Below are 18,853 nucleotides of genomic sequence, written 5' to 3'. Positions count from 1 at the left end.
CTTTTAACGAGCCAGGTTTTTAAAAATATGACGTAAACTTTCCATGGTTTTTTCAATTTGCAAAGGCGTCAAGCCTTCAAATGACTGCTCTAGTACTATATTGGTCAGATCATTGATCTTATGTGTCATTTGCATGCCTTTTTCGGTCAAAAATACCCGGGTAATTCGTGCATCATCTTCACATGAATAAGTCTCAACCAGACCCTCATCTTTTAAGCGATAAACAATTTTAGTGGTGGTCGACATTTTAGATACGACCATCTCTGATAAGTCGGATACACTCGCACGCGGTTTGGATTTTAAGGCAAGAAGGATACGGCGGCGCGAATTGTCGACACCATATTTTTTAAGTGCGTGATCGACATTAAGTACATATTGAGCATGAACCTGAGTAACCCAATAATAGGGAAAGTTTTCTAAATTAAATTCTTCCGTACACGGTAAAAATTTTGCATATTTCTTAGTCATGAAATGTTCCTTGTATTTATTTTTCTAGGGCCCGTCCATTTTATGAAAAAGTTTATGCATGTTTCAACCTTTATTTTAAAAATGTTAAAGAGATTGCACTTTTTAGTTTTTCTTAATAGCCCCAGAAGTCGAGCAGTTCTGCATATGCGCTGATTCAGGACAGAGAATGGCCATTTTAAATCGGATGAAAGGCAATAATATTTTGTGTAAAATTAATACTTAATTGTATATTTCTGAGGCGGAATCATTTTCCGCAATCGTTTGTCATTCGACAGCATGATTCGCTTATCGGCCAAAATGCAATCACTCTGATTTTAATCAACCAGACAATTTTGCTGATGGATCTATGCAGTTATGCGGAGGAATTTCCCCATTAAAAAATTCAAGCCCTATTTTAACTGATTGCTTTTTTAATCGGTATATATTTGATGGCTGAATTTTTAGTTCACTTTAAAAGTGGTTGAGCTAATGAATGGTAATTACTGCATATTTTTAATTAAAGTAAAATAATTTGTGAAGAAAAAATTAAGTTTAATGCGTTTTATACACACTGATTAATGAAAAAAGTCTAAGGAAAATCATAATCATGTAATTTTTTTATAAATTAATACATTACAAAATACTCAGTTTATGCATAATGGAATGGTCTTAAGTTACATAGGTTAAATTTAATGGATCCCTCGCCGTGCGTTGATCTTCCATCTCTATTTCTAGCTTACTCGAACGGGGTAGTTCTCTAATGGAATTTTTATTAGATCCCGGAATTTGGGTAGGTTTAATTACTCTTATTATTCTTGAAATCGTTTTAGGTATTGATAACCTAGTCTTTATTGCCATTCTGGCTGAAAAACTTCCTCCTGAACAACGTGATAAAGCTCGTGTCATCGGTCTTTCACTCGCATTATTGATGCGTCTGGGCCTGTTGTTTGCCATTGCTTGGCTGGTCACTTTGACTCAGCCGCTGATCACCCTGTTTGACTGGACCTTCTCCGGTCGGGACTTGATCTTGTTATTTGGCGGCTTGTTCTTGGTGTATAAAGCCGTCACAGAGTTACATGAAAAGATAGAAGGTAAGCCTGAAGTCAAATTGACCACTAAGGTGGTTTATGCAAGTTTCACTGCTGTTGTTGCCCAAATTGTGGTTTTAGATGCTGTATTCTCTTTAGATTCAGTGATTACTGCAATTGGGATGGTCGACAATATTTACGTCATGATGGCTGCAATGATTGTTGCGATGGGTGTAATGCTACTGGCATCGAAACCATTGACCAGTTTTGTAAACCGTCATCCAACCGTGGTGATTCTGTGTCTAAGCTTCCTGCTTTTGATTGGTATCAGTCTGATTGCAGAAGGTTTTGGTTTCCACATTCCAAAAGGCTATATCTATTCGGGTATTGGTGTCGCGATCTTGATCGAAGCGTTCAACCAGTTCGGCCAGCGTAATGCAGCAAAGCATGAATCTAAGATTCCTTTGCGTCATCGTACGGCTGATTCCATTTTGAAGTTAATGGGCGGCAAGCTGGAAACCACTGATACTGACAAAAATGAAGCTCAAGAAGCCTTTGCAGATGAAGAACGTTACATGATTGGCGGGGTATTGACCCTTGCAGAGCGTTCAGTCGCTTCGATCATGACACCGCGCAGTCAGATTTCATGGGTCGATCTAGAGGATAGCCCGGAACAGATCCGTGAAAGAATTCTATCTGTTCCCCACAGCCTGTTTCCGGTATGTCGTGGCAGCCTGGATAAGGTGATTAGCATCGTACGCGCCAAGGAATTACTGGATGTGCTGGAAGAACCGGAAGAGTTAAAAGCCCTGATCAAACGCCATCGTCCAATTTATATCTTTGAAAAGATGAAAGTTATTGATGCGATCAATACTTTGCGTACCTCTAAAGGCTCTTTGGTCTTGGTGAGCGACGAGTTTGGTAATGTACAGGGTCTGATCTCACCACTAGATGTATTTGAAGCCATTGCCGGTGAGTTCCCGGATGCAGACGAACAACTTGATTTGGTCAGAATTGACGATTCCCACTGGATCGCTTCAGGTATGCTGGATCTGTATCAGCTTGAGCTTGAACTCGGCATGATTGATCTGATTGATGAAGATGCTGGTTATATCAGTGTTGCGGGTCTGATTCTGGATAAAACCAACAGTGTGGTCGAAGTCGGTACTGAATTGGATTATCAAGGTGTACAGTTCAAAGTCACTGAAATTGAAAGCAATCGTATCAAATCAGTTAGTATTCATTACGCGGCTTAAACGCTTGTTTTAAACACTTGCTTTGTTCAAATCTTGAAGGTCAGTTGCTCTAGTGGCAGCTGACTTTTTTTAATGCATCTTTTCTCAAATGTCCTTATTAAAAACAAAGTGAGGTCATTGTTCAGACAGATTTTTTATCATTCGATGCAGACTATCACTCAAGTTGGATATTGAGCTGAATGGCCTGATATTGCACTAGAGTTTTAAGTCTAATAGTCAGGTTCGTAATGCAGCATAAGCAGAATCACATACTGGATATTGATCAATAGAGCCTGTTAATTAAAGCTTAAAAGTAACATTCAAATCCTGCTGGATAATTAAATTATAATTCATATGATTTCAGTTGGATCATGCAAAAACAGATCAAACAAAATTTTGATCTCTTTGGCGGAAATCGGTAGATAAATTACATTAAGTTATATGAAGCCTGTTCAGTTAACCACCGATTATGCTCAAAATAGTTTCAGCGTAGGATTCAGAAACAACCTATCTCTTCAGAAATTAGTAGAAAATGTGAGCGATGTACAGCTAAAAGTGGGGTGTCAGGTCTATGCAAACCTGCAAACATCCCTTAAAGCTGTTAGCAAACTAAACTGCTCCCGGCAAAATTTGAAAGTTGGCGTATTGTCGGATGCTTTCAGTATTAAGTTGATGGACTTCATCCAAAAAAGCCACATTAAAACTGCCAAGCTGTGGCGCACGTTCAAAAGCCCGTTGACCTGCAATTGCAAAATGCACATGTGCAGCGAGTGCTGCGATTGCGGGAGAACTTACAGCACTATAGGCTGCAATCAGTGCACCAAGTGCACAACCGGTGGCCGTGACTCGCGGTTGTAAATATGATCCGCCTGATACCTGTATTACCGGATAATCTCTGGAAATGATGTAATCAGATTCACCGGAAATCGCGACACAGTCACAATGCGCCAATAAGCTTTGTGCCTGTAAATAAACATCGGCACTATTGATGGTACTGTCCACACCTTTGGATTCGATCCGCTTGCCGGCCAAAGCACCAATTTCAGAGGCATTGCCCCGTAAAATTGTCGGATGGGAATTGAGTAACTGATCTACCGTATTCGAGCGCCAATGCAGTACCGTTCCATAACCAACCGGATCCAGTACCCACGGTTTTTTCAGACGATGTGCCGTTTCCGCAGCAATGTGCATGGCCTGTACTTGTTCGGTGGTCGGTGTACCCAGATTGAGATTGATCGCAGCTGCAATTTTGGCAAAGCTTTCGGCCTCAAAAGGATTATCGATCATGGCGGGGGAAGCATTGGCAGCCAGCACCACATTGGCCACATAATTACTGGCCACGGCATTGGTCATGATATGTACCAATGGCTGATGTTGCTGTAACTTTAACCATGCCTCGCAGATTTGATCCAGAAGCGTGTGCTGTAGTGCTTGCGTAGAAGTATTCATAATGATCATCTGTCAAAAAGGAATCTAAGTCGTATCTTCGCTCAACGGGTAAAATAATGGTCCTGATGCTTACAGCTACGGCAGAACAGGCTGACATAGTCACTGGCATCATAATCCACCGAAAGTTCCTGTGAACCGCAGTGCATACAACGTTTCTGCGAATAAAACTTCAGGCGCGGTTCAATTTTATGCCATGAGCGCCAGACCGGCTGAAAGAAAATATTCTCATCATAACCCAGGAAGCGATAAAACAGGATTTCACTCATCTTGCTGAAGGCCAGTTGTGGCGGGCGTGGCAGGGTAGAGGTTTCCCATTTTTCCGTGACAGAACGTTCCCGATACTGTTGTAAGGTTTTTTTCAGCAGATTGGTATTAATAAAATTTTCATTGCGTGGCTTAAGCGCTTTTTGCTTATATAGATATTCCAGGGCGGTCTGTACCAGATAATAAATCTGTCCCACTGCCAAGACATCTAAAAGGCGATAGCAAAAGGTCTGAAAGCTCTGATTTCCGGCAATCTGCACATTCCAGCTACGACAGTAAAATTGCGCAAACTGAATGATCTCCTCATATAGCAGACAATACAGGGCATCTTTGACTTCATCTGCACTTTTAAAGGGCACACCTTGACTCAGGTTCTGATAAAACCAGTTGCGTAGTTGCTGGGTAATGCTGAACAGGCTCGGTTCAGAATAGCCATCCAGACGTACATTAATATAATAGTGCTGATTTTCCTGTTGAACATCTTTGGGAATTAAAATCTGTTCTCTGAGCATATTTTTGATCAGACCATGTTGAAACAGATAGTTCGGACTGATGGAAAAATAGCGAATATGATGCCAGTCGATATATTCGCGGTGCTGGCTATATTCCTGTACTTGTTCATCTAAAATCGAAAGTAAAAACAGTTTATTGATAAAACTGAGCTGATTGAGCTCAGGAACCGGCCGGTCCTGTTTTTTATGATAGAGACGATTTTCCTGTAAACGGACTTCCTTGAGCATGCGTTTACGCTGCGCCAGACATCGTTCACAATAACAATTGTGCTTTTGATCAGAATAAAGCTGATGCTGGCAATGGCTGCATTCATGATAGCTCAGTTCCTGATCATATTGCTCTGCCTCAATCCAATACATCGATGCCTTACACAGCGGGCAGTGGGTACTTTCATCAAGCTGTTTTTGCAGAACACTGAATACCATGGTCGCGGGCAACTCTAGAATGGACGGGCATTTGATTATACACGGCTGATGAGATGCAAACGTAGTGGACGGGTGCAATTTTTCTAAATCAAAAATAGTCATCCAAACAGGAGAAGAGCTACCGAAGTAGCTCTGATTTTAAAACATGAAATAATGCTTTTTAAACCGGGCAGGGTAAGCTTTCGTCCTGTTCCCCGCGGTGTTTGGCATGAATCAAGGCCTGCACCTTTTTAGATGGAACTTTCCTGGCACCGAGTGCATCGTAGCTATTGAGAATGGCCGTGACTTCATGCGACTGAAGCGGAATGCCTTCACAGCTCATCAAAAGTGCAATGACTTTATGGTCAATGTTCGCCTGATCCAGAGTTTGCAGCATTTTAATATTTTCCATTCGTACAATATGTTTTTTTAGATACATGGCTCACCTCATGCTTATCATTATTGTTTCATTTTAAATGTGGAATTAAGTGTGAAAAAACACAGTTTAAGGCTAGCAAGAAATGTGCTCGTTTTTTAATCTGGACTTGTGAATTGTTATTTAAAGCTAGATATATATTTAAAATCAATAATTTATATAAATGTAAGAAATCATGATTGTGGTGATTTAGTTGGCATAGATTTTTCTTAAGTCCAGTCGAGTGCTGCGCAATTAGGCAAAAACGCATTGAAAGTGGTGCGTGCAATGCCCATATTAGAGCGAACAATACAAATGCACAGACAGCGTTTAAAACTTGGCGTATGATTTTGACATGAACAATGTCGAACAAGATAAAGATTAGGACAGGACATGAATATTGCGGCAAACCCGGTGATCGAAGCGGATCAAACCATTTATTTAAAAGACTATCAAAAACCTTCCTTTGTTGTCGATTCTATCGACCTGAATATTCAAGTCTATGCAGATCATACGCTGGTCAGCAGCAAACTGCAGATGCAGCGTCAAACTGCCGGTAATCTGGTCTTGCTCGGACGAGATCTGGAACTGCAATCGATTCAGTTAAATGGTCAAATACTCAATGCCAGTGACTACAGTCTGGATGCTGAGCAACTGCTGATTGCCAGTGCACCTGATCAGGTATTGCTTGAAATCGTGGTGAAAATTCATCCGGAAAGCAATACTATGCTGGAAGGTCTGTATCAGGCCAGTTCAGATCTGTTTGTAACCCAAAATGAGCCAGAAGGTTTCCGTAAAATTACCTTCTATCCAGACCGTCCGGATGTGTTGTCGGTCTTTACCACACGTGTCGAAGCAGACAAGAAATATCCTGTTTTACTCGCCAATGGTAACCTGCTGGAAACCGGGGAAGTTGATGCCAACCGTCATTACGCCATCTGGCAGGACCCGACCAAAAAGCCAAGTTATCTCTTTGCCTGTGTCATTGGTGATCTGGCGGTGATGAAAGATTCCTATGTTACGTCAGAAGGCCGCAATGTGGCACTGGAAATCTATGCAGAAGAAAAAGATATTCCAAAATGCAAGATTGCCATGGAAGCGCTAAAACATTCCATGCGTTGGGATGAAGAGCATTATGGCCTGCCATATGACCTCGACAATTACATGATCGTGGCGACCAGTGCATTTAATATGGGTGCCATGGAAAACAAAGGTCTGAATATCTTCAATACCTCATGTGTGCTCGCCGATGAAGAATTTACCACTGATGCTGCGATCATGCGGGTACAGTCGGTGATTGCCCATGAATATTTTCATAACTGGACTGGTAACCGGATTACCTGCCGTGACTGGTTCCAGCTCTGCTTGAAAGAAGGCTTGACCGTGTTCCGTGACCAGTCTTTCTCGGAAGATTTACAGTCGGCTGCGGTACAGCGTATTGATGATGTGGCGGTTCTGAAGGCACATCAGTTCCCGGAAGATTCTGGCCCGCTATCCCATCCACCACGCCCGGATCATTTTGTCGAAATTAACAACTTCTATACCGCAACCGTGTATGAAAAAGGGGCGGAAATTAACCGCATGATGGCGACCTTGCTGGGCAAGGAAAAATTCCGCCAAGGTACCGATGAGTATTTCCGCCGTCATGATGGTCAGGCGGTAACGGTGGAAGACTGGGTGGCCGCGCTCACCGCAGGTTCAGGGGTGGATCTATCCAACTTCCTGACCTGGTATAACCAGCCGGGTACACCGAAACTTGAAGTAAAAGCCGAATATGATATTGAAATGCAAACTTATCGTCTTAGCTTGAAGCAAAGCCTGAAAACCCATGCCAAATATCCGAATCTGAAAGCGGTACCTATTCCAGTGGCTTTGGCGCTGTTTGATGCCGAAACCGGTGAGCAGTTAAAGTTGAACTCTGAAGCACTCTTTGAAAATGGCGTGAAAGATGGGGTGTATCTGTTTGATCAGGAACAAGCCACGATTGAATTTAGCGGCATAAGCAGCAAACCGGTGGTGTCCTTGTTGCGTAATTTTTCTGCGCCAGTCAATCTGGACTTTGACTATTCAGAACAAGAATTGGCCTTCCTGCTGCAATATGAGACCAATGGTTTTAACCAGTGGCAAGCCACTCAAACGTTATTAGAGCGTATCTTGCTGGATGATCAGCCTGCGGATATTTATATCGCGGCGATGCTGAATACCTTGCCGGGTGTGATAGAAAAAGATCCGCTATTGGCATCACGTCTGTTTGATGTACCGTCTGAAGGTTATTTGGGCAGCCGTATTGATCAGGACTATAATCCGGTCATGATTCAGGAAAAGCGTGAGGCTTTGCTGCATACGCTGGCACGTACCTTTGGTGAAACAGCCAAAGAGACGTATCTCGATCTGGATCCTGATCTGCAATCTGAATTCTCGCAAGCGATGGGTGTACGTGCTTTAAGAAACATCATGCTGACGATGATCGCCCGTCAGGGAGATGCATCTGCCTTTGATTTGGCTTATGAGCAATATCACACAGGTAATATGTCTGAACGTTTGGGCGCCCTGAAAGTCTTGGTCTGGAATGATGCACCACAAGCACAAGAAGCTCTAGCCGATTTCTACAGCCGCTTTGAAGATGAAGCCTTGTCTTTAGACCAATGGTTTATGGTTCAGGCAGCCCATCCAAAAGCAACGGACGAAACCATTGCGTATCTGACCCAGCATCCAGATTATGATCTGGCGGTGCCTAACCGTATTCGTGCAGTCAGTGGTGGTTTGAATGCCAACCCAGTCAATACCTGGAGCTTTGGCGTACAGCATTTTATTGGTCTGGCGAAATATCTGGACGAGAAAAACCCGATTGTAGGCTCACGTTTGCTACAGGTATTGTCACGCTGGTATACCTTGGCAGAACCGCAACGCAGTGAAGTGAAAGCACAGCTTGAAACCTTAAAACCACTGGTTAAATCTAAAAACGTGTCTGAGACACTCAATAGTATGCTCAGCGTATAACATCAATATTCATAAAAAACCGGATCGACCTGATCCGGTTTTTTATTTCCTGTTTATTTCAAACGCTGGCTTTAAATACAGTTGAATTTCTCTAAAGGCTTAGGTAAGTACCAAAGGGTGTTACAGTATGATTATACGGAAAAGAGTATTTATTTATTAAGCTGTAAGCTAGGTAAAGGGATCTACAGATTCGCTTACTAGAGGTTGTCCAAGATATGTTAGTGAAAATTGAAGATGGTTTTTATTTAAATAGCCAGCATATTATTGCCGTACATGTCAGCAAGAATCCTGAAAATGGCTTACTTGAAATCTCCATTCAATATACGCCGCATTCCATTCAGCAGGTCGGAGAATACAAAAAAGTATTTCAAAGTCAGCTTGATGCTGAAATTTTCTTAAGTGAATTAAATCAAAAACTTCGCTAAAAGCCTGTATCATACAGGCTTTGATCAAGCATCCTATTGTCTGACGATGAGTACTGGAATAGAGGAAAGTGCCAGAACATTCTGAGCGACACTGCCCAGCATGAGTTTTTGCAAACCTTTACGGCCATGTGAACCCATAATAATGACATCAGTCGGTGATTCATTTGCAGCCTGTAAGATTCCTTCTGAAGGTGCCATACCATGCAGGATTTTTGTCGTGACCTGTATGCCTTCACGAACAAAGCTCTGTTTCAGGTCATTTAAGCGATCAAGCGCATTTTGTTCTGCATGCATAAAGTAATCTGTGACTGCTGGAGCAACTTTATAAAAATCTACGCCCTTAAAAGGGTCAACCGCAATGACACTGAGTAAGGTGACATGGCTATGAAATACTTTGGCCAGTTCGAGGGCATGTTCTGCGGCAGCATAGGAAATCGAGGACTCATCGAGTGCTACGAGAAGATGATCATAATTATTCATGGTGCTTCCTGATATTTATTATTGCAGTAAGGAGAATAGGGGTTAGGTGGGTGAATCTCCATAACGTACGGTTTGGTTTGAAATCAAATATAGAAAACCGAGTAATGCGCACCTTGAAGATGCGCAAAGCTTTGATTATTTTTTCACGATCAGAACCGGAATTTCACTGGCACCTAAAACATCCTGTGCAAAGCTGCCCAGAATCATTTTCTGGAAGCCTTTACGGCCATGAGAACCCATAACAATCAGATCTGCTTTTACTTCATCAGCAGTTTTGGCAATGTGTTCGGCATTGACCAGACCTGTGACGATCCGTGACTGAGCTTCAATACCTTCAGTCGCTGCAATCGCAGTGGCTTCTTTCAGGGCATTTTTGGCATTGGCATGCGCCTGTACAAAATATTCCTTCATGATAGATGAGCTGTAATAGAAATCAGCTTCAGTAAAAGGATCTTCTGCAATCAGGCTGATCAGGGAAAGCTGGCCACCAAATGCTTTGGCAATTTTTGCAGCATGTCGTACTGCGGAAAAAGAAATTTCTGAGCCGTCTACCGGAACTAAAATATGCTGATAGGCCATGATTTTTTTACTCCAAATGTTTATTGTTCGCTTCTGATTCATTGATAGCACAGTGACTCTACAGGTGCAATTGCAAAACCTAAAAAAATGAAAAAACTCATTAAATTACAACTATTATTCACATAAAACTGTAAAGAAATGGGCAAATAAATCCGAGCAAAAACTGGGGATTTTCACCTCTGCTGCCAGAACGAACTGGATTAAGTTTTTGGTTTTTGAGCATTTCAGTTAAACTGCCTGCGCTTGATTTTTATCAATATAGGGAAATTGAAATTGTGAGATATATCGCGGTAAATCTTGTGCTGGTCAGCTCGATGATGTTAGCGGGCTGTCAGAATACCGTACAAAATAGCAGGCTAATTGCCAGTGCCTTCAATATGACCACGGGCCTACAACAAAAAGTGATGGATCGTTATGCTCCTGAAACTGTTCGGGTACAGAACAATATCGTGTACCAGCCGCTACAGGATTTAAGCTTCGATCTATATCAACCGCAGAATATTCAGAATCTAGGCCCGAGACCGACCATTGTCTGGATTCATGGCGGTGGCTGGATTTCAGGTTCCAAGGCACATGCCCGCGGCTATTTTAAGCTATTGGCGGCGCAAGGCTATAACGTGATTTCTGTACAATATCAGTTTGCGCCGCAGGTGACTTATCCGAGTCAACTTCAGCAAATTAATCAGGCGTTGGCATTTATCAACACGCATGCCGAGAACTACTACATTGATGCAGCACAACTGTATTTAGCCGGAGATTCTGCCGGTGCCAATCTGGCCAGTCATTATGCCGCATTGTTGACCAATCCAGAGTTTTCACAACAATCCAATTTCAGTCCAAATATTCAGCCAATGCAGCTCAAAGGCTTGATTTTGCATTGTGGTATTTACGATCTACAGGCCTTTGTGCAAAAAGCACCGGATGAAATCAAAATGGTCGAATGGGGCGTTTATAATCTGGTACAGGCTTATACGGGCGACCAGAAAGATGATGTCGAATTTTTAAAGCAGATTTCCCCGATCCAGCATATTTCAAATGCTTATCCGCCGGTGTTCATCAGTGGCGGTAATAAAGACTTTCTGACCGATACTCAGTCCTTACCTTTTGTAGAGACACTCAAGGCCCGGAATATTGCAGTGACCGAGGTATTTTATCCGGAATCTAAGGCCTGGCTGATTCATGAATACCAGTTTTTTATGGGCAAAAAAGAGAGTCAGCAAACCTTTATTCGCACCCTTGATTTTCTGCACCAGCATTCATTGTAAAATAAGCATTATTTAAAGTTTAATTTTCTATTTTAATTGGCTTGTTATTCAAAGCATGAACACTGAAATTTTGGAGATGGAAAAATGAATCCTGTATCGTGGGCCTACCTGTTACTGGCACTGGCGATTGTCGCCGAAGTCACAGGCTCTACATTTTTAGTAAAATCTGAAGGCTTTAGCAAATTATGGCCGTCTTTGGCAGTCGTGGTTTTATTCTGTATTGCATTTTATTTATTGTCGCAAGTGATTAAAGTCATTCCATTGGGAATCGCTTATGCCATCTGGGCCGGTGTGGGAATTGTTCTGACTGCAATTGTGGGTTATGTACTTTTCAAGCAGACGCTCGATGTGCCTGCACTTATTGGCATTGCACTGATTATTTCCGGTGTACTCGTCATCAACCTTTTTTCCCAGACCGCAGGACATTCATAAAAGGCAGACATGATCGCTGCCCTTATTTGTCATTTTATTCTAATGATCAGTCATCAATTTTAAGTGACTTGAGGCTTGAGCTTAAATAGAAAATGAACCATTAATCCCAGTAATAGGCCCCAAAAGGCTGAACCAATCCCGAAAAACTGAATATTGGATGCGCTGAATAAAAAGGTCATCAGTGCCGCTTCACGTTCATGGCTTTGCTGAAAAGCCAGCGCGATGTTATGCCCAATGGTGCCGAATAAGGCAATTCCGGCCAGAATAGTAATCAGGATTGCTGGAAATGCCATCAGGACACTGGTCAAGGTCGCTGCAAATAGTCCCATCAAAATATAAAACAGCCCACAACTCATGCCTGCAATATAGCGTTTCTGTGGGTCGGGATGAGCTTGAGTATCCAGACTCACTGCCGCACTGATCGCAGCAAGATTGACACTAAAGCAGCCAAAAGGTGCCAGTATCGCCTGACTTATACCGGTCCAGCCTAAAATACCGTTTACCTTGGGTGGATAGCCATAGCTTTTAATTACTGCCAGTCCGGGTAGATATTGCGAAGCCAGATTGATCACCAACAGTGGTAAAGCCAGCCCTAGAACAGCTTGTAGACTAAATTCAGGTTGGATCCAGACCGGCTGGGCCATACTCCAGTTTAAACTCGGGATTGTAAAATCGATAAAGAAAGGGCAGAGCGCAATTGCGGTAAATACGGTAATCACGATGCTATAGCGTGTGCTGATTTTTTTTGAGATCAGATAAATGGCCAGGACACTGAGTACAAATTTCCAGGACTGTTGCAGGCTACCAAATACTGAAATACCAAATTTTAGCAATACTCCAGCCAGCATGGCACTGGTTAAACTTTGTGGAATAAAATGAAAAATACGCTCAAAAATTCCTAAGAATCCCAGCGCAGCAGTCAACAGTCCACAAATCAGAAACGCACCAATCGCTTCACCGAGGCTGTAATGACCCGCAGACGCAATGATCAAAGCTAGTCCCGCCGTTGACCAGGCAGTAGAAACAGGATACTGATATTTCCAGGACAGCCACACACCAGAGATACCTATGCCGATTCCCAGTGCCCATAACCAGGAACTGATTTGTGCCGCATTGGCGCCTAAGCTTTGTGCAGCTTCAATCACCAGTACAGCAGAAACACTAATGCCAATCAGGCAGGTAATCAGGCCGGCAATGACCGCAGTAAGAGACAGATCTTGTAATAGTTTTGGCATCGTCCATGACACAATTTTAAAAAGCGTTTAAATCATACGCTTTTCACGTATTTAGACAATATCTGTTTCAAGCTTTTATAAGGTAGAGCTGGCTAGCTTCATCCCAAAACCACAGAATAAAATGCCGACTATGGCCACACAACTGGCTGTCAGTTTGTAATGCTGGTTGAAATAGGAGGCCAGTTTTACCCCTGAGAAAATCAGAATGGACAGATAGGTCATGCTAATCAATTGCAAGATCAAAGCCAATAGAATGAAAGTCAATGCCGGATAAGGATAGCGAGGATCAACAAATTGCACAAAAAATGACAGATAAAACAGAATCGCTTTTGGATTTAAAATACTGATGGTCAATGCAGTACGAAATGGCTGAATAGACGAAGCTTTAGCATCAGCCGCATTCATCTGCGGAATCGTCACTTTTTCTGTTGGACGAATGGTTTTATAGGCGGCAATTAATAACTTCATCCCCAGATAACTCAGGTAGATGGCGCCGATAATCTTCAAAGTAATAAACAGGATTGGAAAAGCATGCAATAAAGATGCAGCCCCCAAAGCAGTACATAAAATCAGAATCATGTCACCGGTATACACTCCCAGAGCACCTAAATAACCTGTCTTGATACCAAAACGTGAGGCAATGGACATGACATAAAGGGAATTGGGGCCGGGCAAGAGCACAATTAAGGTGGTACCAATGATAAAGGTACTGAGATCTGTAATACCAAACACGAAGAATTCGCACAAGAAAAAGCCGATGCGGCATTATAGCAACATCGGCTGGTAAAATTTCTAAGATTTTAGCTTAGCTTTCAACGGGATTGAGAAAGGTTTGACCTAATAGCGCAGCCAGTTGCTCACGCGCTTTGATGAAACCCTGAATACCGCCTTGTAACAGTTCACTGGCCATTTGATCCTGCTTCAGCTGTTCCAGAAATGCTGCCTGACTGATCGGACTCAGTTCACCCTGCACAGTAATAGCTGTCGCTGAAAGTTGCGGCTGAACTTTACGTTGATCATGGTTCAGTTCTGCCAGTAGATTTGGTGCAACGGTAAGAAGGTCACAACCGCTCAAGCCCAAGACCTGATCGATACTGCGGAAGCTGGCGCCCATAATTTCGGTTTGAATGCCATGGGCTTTATAAAACTCATAAATACTTTTAACCGATAACACGCCAGGATCTTTTTCGATTGGATAAGCATCCACACCTTCAGCCTTCTTGTACCAGTCCAGAATCCGGCCAACAAAAGGTGAAATTAAAGTAACTTTGGCATCAGCGCAGGCATGGGCCTGATGCTGGCCAAATAACAGGGTCAGGTTGGTATGAATACCTTCTTCTTCTAAGGTTCTTGCGGCCTGAATGCCTTCCCAGGTTGATGCAATCTTGATCAGGATGCGATCGGAGTCAATCCCATACTGCGCATATAGTGCCAGTAACTCTTTGGCTTTTGCGATGGTGGCAGCAGTATCAAAAGACAGGGACGCATCGACTTCAGTCGAAACACGCCCTTCAATTAATTTCAAGATTTCAACGCCGAATTTGACGGTCAAAATATCAATGGTACGTTCAATTAGGGCATCATCCGCATAGCCTTCCTGCTGCGCCTGCTGATAGGCCGCTTCAATCAGGGCCTTGTTCTCAACTTGACTGGCCGCTGCTGTAATCAGTGATGGATTGGTGGTTGCATCCAGAGGACGAAATTTTTCAATTGCGCTCAAGTCACTGCTATCCGCCACAATTGTGGTCAAGTTTTTTAATTGGTCTAATGCGGTTAATGTCATTACGATCTAGTTCTATGGTTATTGCTTATGCATACTTTTATATCATAAACCCTATATTTACCAAGTAGACTGAAGTGGTGTTTCTGTGATTATTTGCTACTTTTACGCTGATTTCGCAGATGATTAATCAAAAAATGAGCAGCTGTGCCCAAGTTGCTTTCCCGACTCCAGACCAGATCGATAAAATATTCAAACTTTGGGGTGAAATCGAGCAGATTCAGCACTTGCAGATTTTGCTGTAAATTCGGCTGTTTTTTTAGCATTTCCTGCGGGAGAACACCCCAACCCAAACCCTGTTGAATCATGCTACAGGCAGAATGATGATTGTCAGTGCGCCAGTAATGACGGGAATATAATAATTCAGGTTTAATATTACGGTCACGGCTCGCCACCACAATTTGACGGCTATTTAGAATTTGTTCAAAGCTGACCTGATCGTATTGACTCAGTACATGCTGCTTGGCTGCGACAGGAATCAAGACTTCACGCTTTAATTCCACAAACTGTTCACGTGCATCGAGTTGTTCCCGCTCAAACATTAATGCCAGTTGTGCGCTACCATCCAAGAGCATCTGTTGCGCATCTTCCTGAGGTGCACCAAAGACATTAATCTGAAGCTCGGGAAATTGCTGTTCCACAAGAACGACATAATCAGTCCAGCGCGTATGCAGTAATTCAGAAACGATGACGATATTCAGTTCAGACTCCAGGCCTGAACTTAGGGCAAGCGCATGCTGTTTCCACTGATTCATTTCGATTAACAGCTGTTCTGTTCTTTCATACAGTGTCTGTGCCTGCTCCGTTGGCACAGGTTCACGCCCAATACGCTGGAACAGTTGCAGATTCAGATCAATTTCTAAATTCGCAATTGACATGCTAATGGCAGAGGGAACTTTTCCCAATTTTCGTGCAGCTGCAGAGAATGAACCGGTTTCCATCACAGTTTTAAATACAGTGAGTTGTTCCTGATTAATATTCATGTAATCTTATCTATCAATTTTATTGAAATATTCTAACTCGATTAATCAGTTTAAAGAACATAATATGCGCGATTATTGATAAAAAACCGAGTAATGAAAATGTTGATTTCCAAAAGACGACTTGTGCATGCGCTTAGCTATGAAGTCATCCTGTTGGTGATCATTGCGATAGCTTTGAGTCTTATTTTTAATATGCCGCTAGAAGTCACAGGTGTACTGGGAATTGTGATGGCCGTGACCTCTGTCATCTGGAATATGCTGTTTAATCATTATTTCGAAAAATTTGAAGCGAAACGTCAACTGAAACGAACGATTCGAGTGCGTATTTTACATGCGATTGGCTTTGAAGGTGGTTTAATGCTCGCCACCATTCCAATGGTGGCCTATGCGATGAACATGGGGCTATGGCAGGCGATTGTGCTCGATTTTAGCCTGACCCTGTGTATTCTGGTATATACCTTCATTTTTCAGTGGTGTTATGATTCGATAGAAGAAATGCTTGGATATCAGCCTGAGCATCGAAAAATATAATAAGAAAAGCATAGAAAAAAATAAAGCACAGCTAATGTTACTTGTGCTTTATGTGGGGAATCTAGTAAACAGCAGTATTTCTTTGACACATAGCACACTTATTCGACTTTGTATTCATCTTAAACCCCTTTATAAGAGCAGAAGTTTTTATGCATTTGCATCTAAGGGGAATTATGAAGTTAAAATATAGCTTGTTGAGTTTAAGCATTGCCTTACTCATGACTGCTTGTGGCGGCGGTGGTGGTGAGAATGACAGCCATGCATCTAAGCCTGGGTCAGGTACGGTTGGCTCTAATCCATCAACAGGAAATAATGCTCAATTTACCAAAATTTCAGAATTTAAAGTCTTGGATGTGGGTTCGGAACTTACTGCTCAAGATTTCGGTTTAAGTACATGGAATCCTACAGCCCTGGTACGAACTGGTGATGTATTGTATATCGCCAATAGCCAATCAGAATCAAAAATTTTACGTTATGATTTAAAACAAAAACGTGCGCTGAGTGCAATTGACCCATTAAAAATTGAAGGCTTAGCAAAAAAATGGGACAGTCTTGCAGATATCGAAATCCATGCAGAACGCTTATATGTGGCCAGTTATGGTTCTAACCGTGTCGATATTCTAGATATTTCACAGCCTCAACCGAGCTTTGTGATGGCGCTAGGAACTGGCGTTTGGTGGGGCGATACAGTGAACCATGCTTTAGTTCACAGTAATGCTGTTACCGCAGATGACCGCTATATCTATGTCCCCGATATCGAAGGTCGTATTAATGTCTGGCGTCAAAGCGATGCTATTGCACAAAACCATTTAAAAGCAAAAAAGTTTGCTCGGCTCAGTCTTCCTGATTGTGGTCGTAACTGTAATGCACGTATGGAAGTCATGCGAGATCATCTGTATACCAGCCTTCCAAACGGTAAAACTTATGTGCATGACATTAACCAAATTCGTGAAAATGACACTCACATTGCACCTATTTTGACAGAGTCAAATCTTGCGACCCTTTTACACCGTCATGATGACGGTACTGTGTATACCGCAAGGAATGATGGTTCGATAGCAACATATCCTACTCAGGAATTTGGCTTAAAATCAATTCTGCCAAAGCACAATATCGACCAATTCAAAAAATATATCCTGAAAGGGCAAGCTGAAAGCAGTCATATCGAAAGAGCAGGTGATGTTGCGGTGTATGGCCAACAGTTGATTCATTTGTCTAATCAAAGGGTTAAGCTCTTGCCAATGGTCACATTACAGCAAAATAAGACCAAACAGCTGAGTTCTGCATTATTGTTGACTGAATCTAAAGCACAAAATCAAACACTTGTATTGCAAGATGGTGAATCTTGGGAGGCGCTGACCAATAGTGCTGAACGTCATGTGTATATGAATCGGATTTTATCGGCAGAGCTGAGTAGCAACGCTTTAACGCTTAAAAGTTATAGCGCTGTTCCTGTTCGAAATTTACAAATTCGCGCCAAAATCCGTCATTCAGATGATTGGGTTATACTTGCAGATTTAGATGAGCTTACGCCATTTTCCACTGCAAAATTTAATATTAAATTGAATGATCAATCCCGCTTCCCGCTTGCAGATGGCAGTGGTTCAATTCAGTTGGCAGGTTTAAGTCAGACCACGCTGATACCAAGTGATATTTTCGATTTACATGTGACTTCTGAAACAGACGAGCATGTGAAAAAGCTCAATAAAATTCAGGCAAAATGGAAAATCTATTTTGGTAAATATGACGAACCAGGCAAATGGTGTCGAGTAACGCCTGTCTATGCGCGTGAATGGGTCATCATGATGACGAACTTAGCATACATGCTCAGTACCCCTGAATTTGAAAACCTCTGGTTTAATCATAAAGCAGTGATGGGCCATGATTTCTTTGGTAATGCAGGTCAAGTCGATGGGCCAAACGGTATTTATATGCCTGAAGACTATGTTCGTATCTACAAAGAGATTTTAAATCGTAACGAGATTAATCTTGGTATTACCAATATGGGTGGTGGTCTTGGTGGCGGTACCGTGCTGGGTGTCGATACTTGGCTATTCTATGGTCACTATCGTTTATCAGGTTTTCGTATTATTGCGCATGAATTCGGACATCATTGGGGGGGACATAATAGCGCATGGGCGATGTCATCACATGGCTTCGAGCCGATGGTGGATTGGTTGAACTTCTACTTCCAGCGCCGTCCTGGTTCACTGCCTTATATGGATCCAAATGTTAACGCATTCCACCTCACTCCCGATGCAGCGCTGTGCCAGGGGGTTAATCAAAACATTGTGAGGGGTGTAGCATCAACAGCACCTTGGAATAAAGTTGACGAATACTTTAAAAATAATCCAATGCCAATACAGTAGGTAAAAGGTATAAAAAAGC

Annotated in this window: 17 protein-coding genes; 7 read left to right on the top strand and 10 right to left on the bottom strand. The window is 42.4% G+C overall.

The features are described from left to right. Window positions 1-3: 3 nt before the first annotated feature. Entirely contained in the window at window positions 4-468 is a 465-nt protein-coding gene (locus FTU42_RS06900) for a MarR family winged helix-turn-helix transcriptional regulator (RefSeq protein WP_074383241.1), read from the bottom strand. A 739-nt stretch (window positions 469-1,207) separates the two neighbouring features. On the opposite strand from FTU42_RS06900, the gene FTU42_RS06895 reads away from it, so the two are divergent. Next, window positions 1,208-2,731, top strand: a complete 1,524-nt coding sequence (locus FTU42_RS06895; RefSeq protein WP_005097293.1) for a TerC family protein — start codon at window positions 1,208-1,210, stop codon at window positions 2,729-2,731. A gap of 588 nt (window positions 2,732-3,319) precedes the next feature. Here the strand turns inward: FTU42_RS06895 and thiM are convergent. From thiM to FTU42_RS06880, 3 genes are all read right to left on the bottom strand, one after another. After that, window positions 3,320-4,168, bottom strand: coding sequence for a hydroxyethylthiazole kinase (gene thiM / locus FTU42_RS06890; RefSeq protein WP_179999379.1), 849 nt, complete (start codon window positions 4,166-4,168; stop codon window positions 3,320-3,322). A gap of 32 nt (window positions 4,169-4,200) precedes the next feature. Continuing rightward, the gene (locus FTU42_RS06885; RefSeq protein WP_180075010.1) at window positions 4,201-5,361 is read right to left on the bottom strand and encodes a hypothetical protein; all 1,161 of its coding nucleotides are present in this window, start codon (window positions 5,359-5,361) and stop codon (window positions 4,201-4,203) included. 160 nt (window positions 5,362-5,521) lie between these two features. Continuing rightward, a complete protein-coding gene (locus tag FTU42_RS06880) occupies window positions 5,522-5,779 on the bottom strand; it encodes a hypothetical protein (RefSeq protein ID WP_180075009.1) in 258 nt (85 codons plus the stop codon). A 369-nt stretch (window positions 5,780-6,148) separates the two neighbouring features. On the opposite strand from FTU42_RS06880, the gene pepN reads away from it, so the two are divergent. Further along, complete coding sequence (pepN, locus tag FTU42_RS06875) at window positions 6,149-8,755, top strand: aminopeptidase N (RefSeq protein WP_180083195.1); 2,607 nt, start codon at window positions 6,149-6,151, stop codon at window positions 8,753-8,755. Window positions 8,756-8,970: 215 nt separating this feature from the next. Then, complete coding sequence (locus tag FTU42_RS06870) at window positions 8,971-9,180, top strand: hypothetical protein (RefSeq protein WP_004278836.1); 210 nt, start codon at window positions 8,971-8,973, stop codon at window positions 9,178-9,180. Between the two features lie 33 nt (window positions 9,181-9,213). Here the strand turns inward: FTU42_RS06870 and FTU42_RS06865 are convergent, their stop codons facing one another. Continuing rightward, window positions 9,214-9,660: a universal stress protein gene (locus FTU42_RS06865; RefSeq protein WP_005252208.1), complete on the bottom strand. Its 447-nt coding sequence runs from the start codon at window positions 9,658-9,660 to the stop codon at window positions 9,214-9,216. Window positions 9,661-9,795: 135 nt separating this feature from the next. Further along, window positions 9,796-10,239, bottom strand: coding sequence for a universal stress protein (locus tag FTU42_RS06860; protein WP_005170452.1), 444 nt, complete (start codon window positions 10,237-10,239; stop codon window positions 9,796-9,798). A gap of 314 nt (window positions 10,240-10,553) precedes the next feature. Here FTU42_RS06860 and FTU42_RS06855 point away from each other — a divergent pair, with 314 nt between their 5' ends. Both FTU42_RS06855 and FTU42_RS06850 read left to right on the top strand, forming a co-directional pair. Further along, window positions 10,554-11,504, top strand: coding sequence for an alpha/beta hydrolase (locus FTU42_RS06855; RefSeq protein WP_218944654.1), 951 nt, complete (start codon window positions 10,554-10,556; stop codon window positions 11,502-11,504). A gap of 84 nt (window positions 11,505-11,588) precedes the next feature. After that, window positions 11,589-11,936, top strand: coding sequence for an SMR family transporter (locus FTU42_RS06850; RefSeq protein ID WP_005097280.1), 348 nt, complete (start codon window positions 11,589-11,591; stop codon window positions 11,934-11,936). 59 nt (window positions 11,937-11,995) lie between these two features. Here the strand turns inward: FTU42_RS06850 and FTU42_RS06845 are convergent, their stop codons facing one another. From FTU42_RS06845 to FTU42_RS06830, 4 genes are all read right to left on the bottom strand, one after another. Further along, a complete protein-coding gene (locus FTU42_RS06845) occupies window positions 11,996-13,171 on the bottom strand; it encodes a benzoate/H(+) symporter BenE family transporter (protein ID WP_100355360.1) in 1,176 nt (391 codons plus the stop codon). Window positions 13,172-13,246: 75 nt separating this feature from the next. Further along, the gene (leuE, locus tag FTU42_RS06840; RefSeq protein WP_005097277.1) at window positions 13,247-13,903 is read right to left on the bottom strand and encodes a leucine efflux protein LeuE; all 657 of its coding nucleotides are present in this window, start codon (window positions 13,901-13,903) and stop codon (window positions 13,247-13,249) included. 73 nt (window positions 13,904-13,976) lie between these two features. Beyond that, window positions 13,977-14,954, bottom strand: a complete 978-nt coding sequence (tal, locus tag FTU42_RS06835) for a transaldolase (protein ID WP_005170457.1) — start codon at window positions 14,952-14,954, stop codon at window positions 13,977-13,979. A gap of 89 nt (window positions 14,955-15,043) precedes the next feature. Then, complete coding sequence (locus FTU42_RS06830; protein WP_005170459.1) at window positions 15,044-15,934, bottom strand: LysR family transcriptional regulator; 891 nt, start codon at window positions 15,932-15,934, stop codon at window positions 15,044-15,046. A gap of 99 nt (window positions 15,935-16,033) precedes the next feature. On the opposite strand from FTU42_RS06830, the gene aceI reads away from it, so the two are divergent. Both aceI and FTU42_RS06820 read left to right on the top strand, forming a co-directional pair. Next, the gene (aceI, locus tag FTU42_RS06825; protein ID WP_005097273.1) at window positions 16,034-16,465 is read left to right on the top strand and encodes a chlorhexidine efflux PACE transporter AceI; all 432 of its coding nucleotides are present in this window, start codon (window positions 16,034-16,036) and stop codon (window positions 16,463-16,465) included. A 173-nt stretch (window positions 16,466-16,638) separates the two neighbouring features. After that, window positions 16,639-18,834: a beta-propeller fold lactonase family protein gene (locus tag FTU42_RS06820; RefSeq protein WP_180083194.1), complete on the top strand. Its 2,196-nt coding sequence runs from the start codon at window positions 16,639-16,641 to the stop codon at window positions 18,832-18,834. The last annotated feature ends 19 nt before the right edge of the window (window positions 18,835-18,853 follow it).

This window comes from Acinetobacter sp. YH12102, from assembly GCF_013419125.1.
Lineage (GTDB): Bacteria > Pseudomonadota > Gammaproteobacteria > Pseudomonadales > Moraxellaceae > Acinetobacter > Acinetobacter pseudolwoffii.
The sequence above is the reverse complement of the archived record's forward strand: the minus strand, read 5'-3'. Positions and strand labels throughout refer to the sequence as shown.

Coding starts and splice junctions, on each gene's coding strand:
- FTU42_RS06880 (WP_180075009.1), bottom strand. CDS start 5,779: ATGTATCTAAAAAAACATATTGTACGAATGGAAAATATTAAAATGCTG.
- FTU42_RS06885 (WP_180075010.1), bottom strand. CDS start 5,361: ATGGTATTCAGTGTTCTGCAAAAACAGCTTGATGAAAGTACCCACTGC.
- FTU42_RS06850 (WP_005097280.1), top strand. CDS start 11,589: ATGAATCCTGTATCGTGGGCCTACCTGTTACTGGCACTGGCGATTGTC.
- FTU42_RS06820 (WP_180083194.1), top strand. CDS start 16,639: ATGAAGTTAAAATATAGCTTGTTGAGTTTAAGCATTGCCTTACTCATG.
- FTU42_RS06895 (WP_005097293.1), top strand. CDS start 1,208: ATGGAATTTTTATTAGATCCCGGAATTTGGGTAGGTTTAATTACTCTT.
- FTU42_RS06845 (WP_100355360.1), bottom strand. CDS start 13,171: ATGCCAAAACTATTACAAGATCTGTCTCTTACTGCGGTCATTGCCGGC.
- FTU42_RS06860 (WP_005170452.1), bottom strand. CDS start 10,239: ATGGCCTATCAGCATATTTTAGTTCCGGTAGACGGCTCAGAAATTTCT.
- FTU42_RS06870 (WP_004278836.1), top strand. CDS start 8,971: ATGTTAGTGAAAATTGAAGATGGTTTTTATTTAAATAGCCAGCATATT.
- FTU42_RS06855 (WP_218944654.1), top strand. CDS start 10,554: ATGATGTTAGCGGGCTGTCAGAATACCGTACAAAATAGCAGGCTAATT.
- FTU42_RS06865 (WP_005252208.1), bottom strand. CDS start 9,660: ATGAATAATTATGATCATCTTCTCGTAGCACTCGATGAGTCCTCGATT.
- aceI (WP_005097273.1), top strand. CDS start 16,034: ATGTTGATTTCCAAAAGACGACTTGTGCATGCGCTTAGCTATGAAGTC.
- tal (WP_005170457.1), bottom strand. CDS start 14,954: ATGACATTAACCGCATTAGACCAATTAAAAAACTTGACCACAATTGTG.
- thiM (WP_179999379.1), bottom strand. CDS start 4,168: ATGATCATTATGAATACTTCTACGCAAGCACTACAGCACACGCTTCTG.
- FTU42_RS06900 (WP_074383241.1), bottom strand. CDS start 468: ATGACTAAGAAATATGCAAAATTTTTACCGTGTACGGAAGAATTTAAT.
- FTU42_RS06830 (WP_005170459.1), bottom strand. CDS start 15,934: ATGAATATTAATCAGGAACAACTCACTGTATTTAAAACTGTGATGGAA.
- pepN (WP_180083195.1), top strand. CDS start 6,149: ATGAATATTGCGGCAAACCCGGTGATCGAAGCGGATCAAACCATTTAT.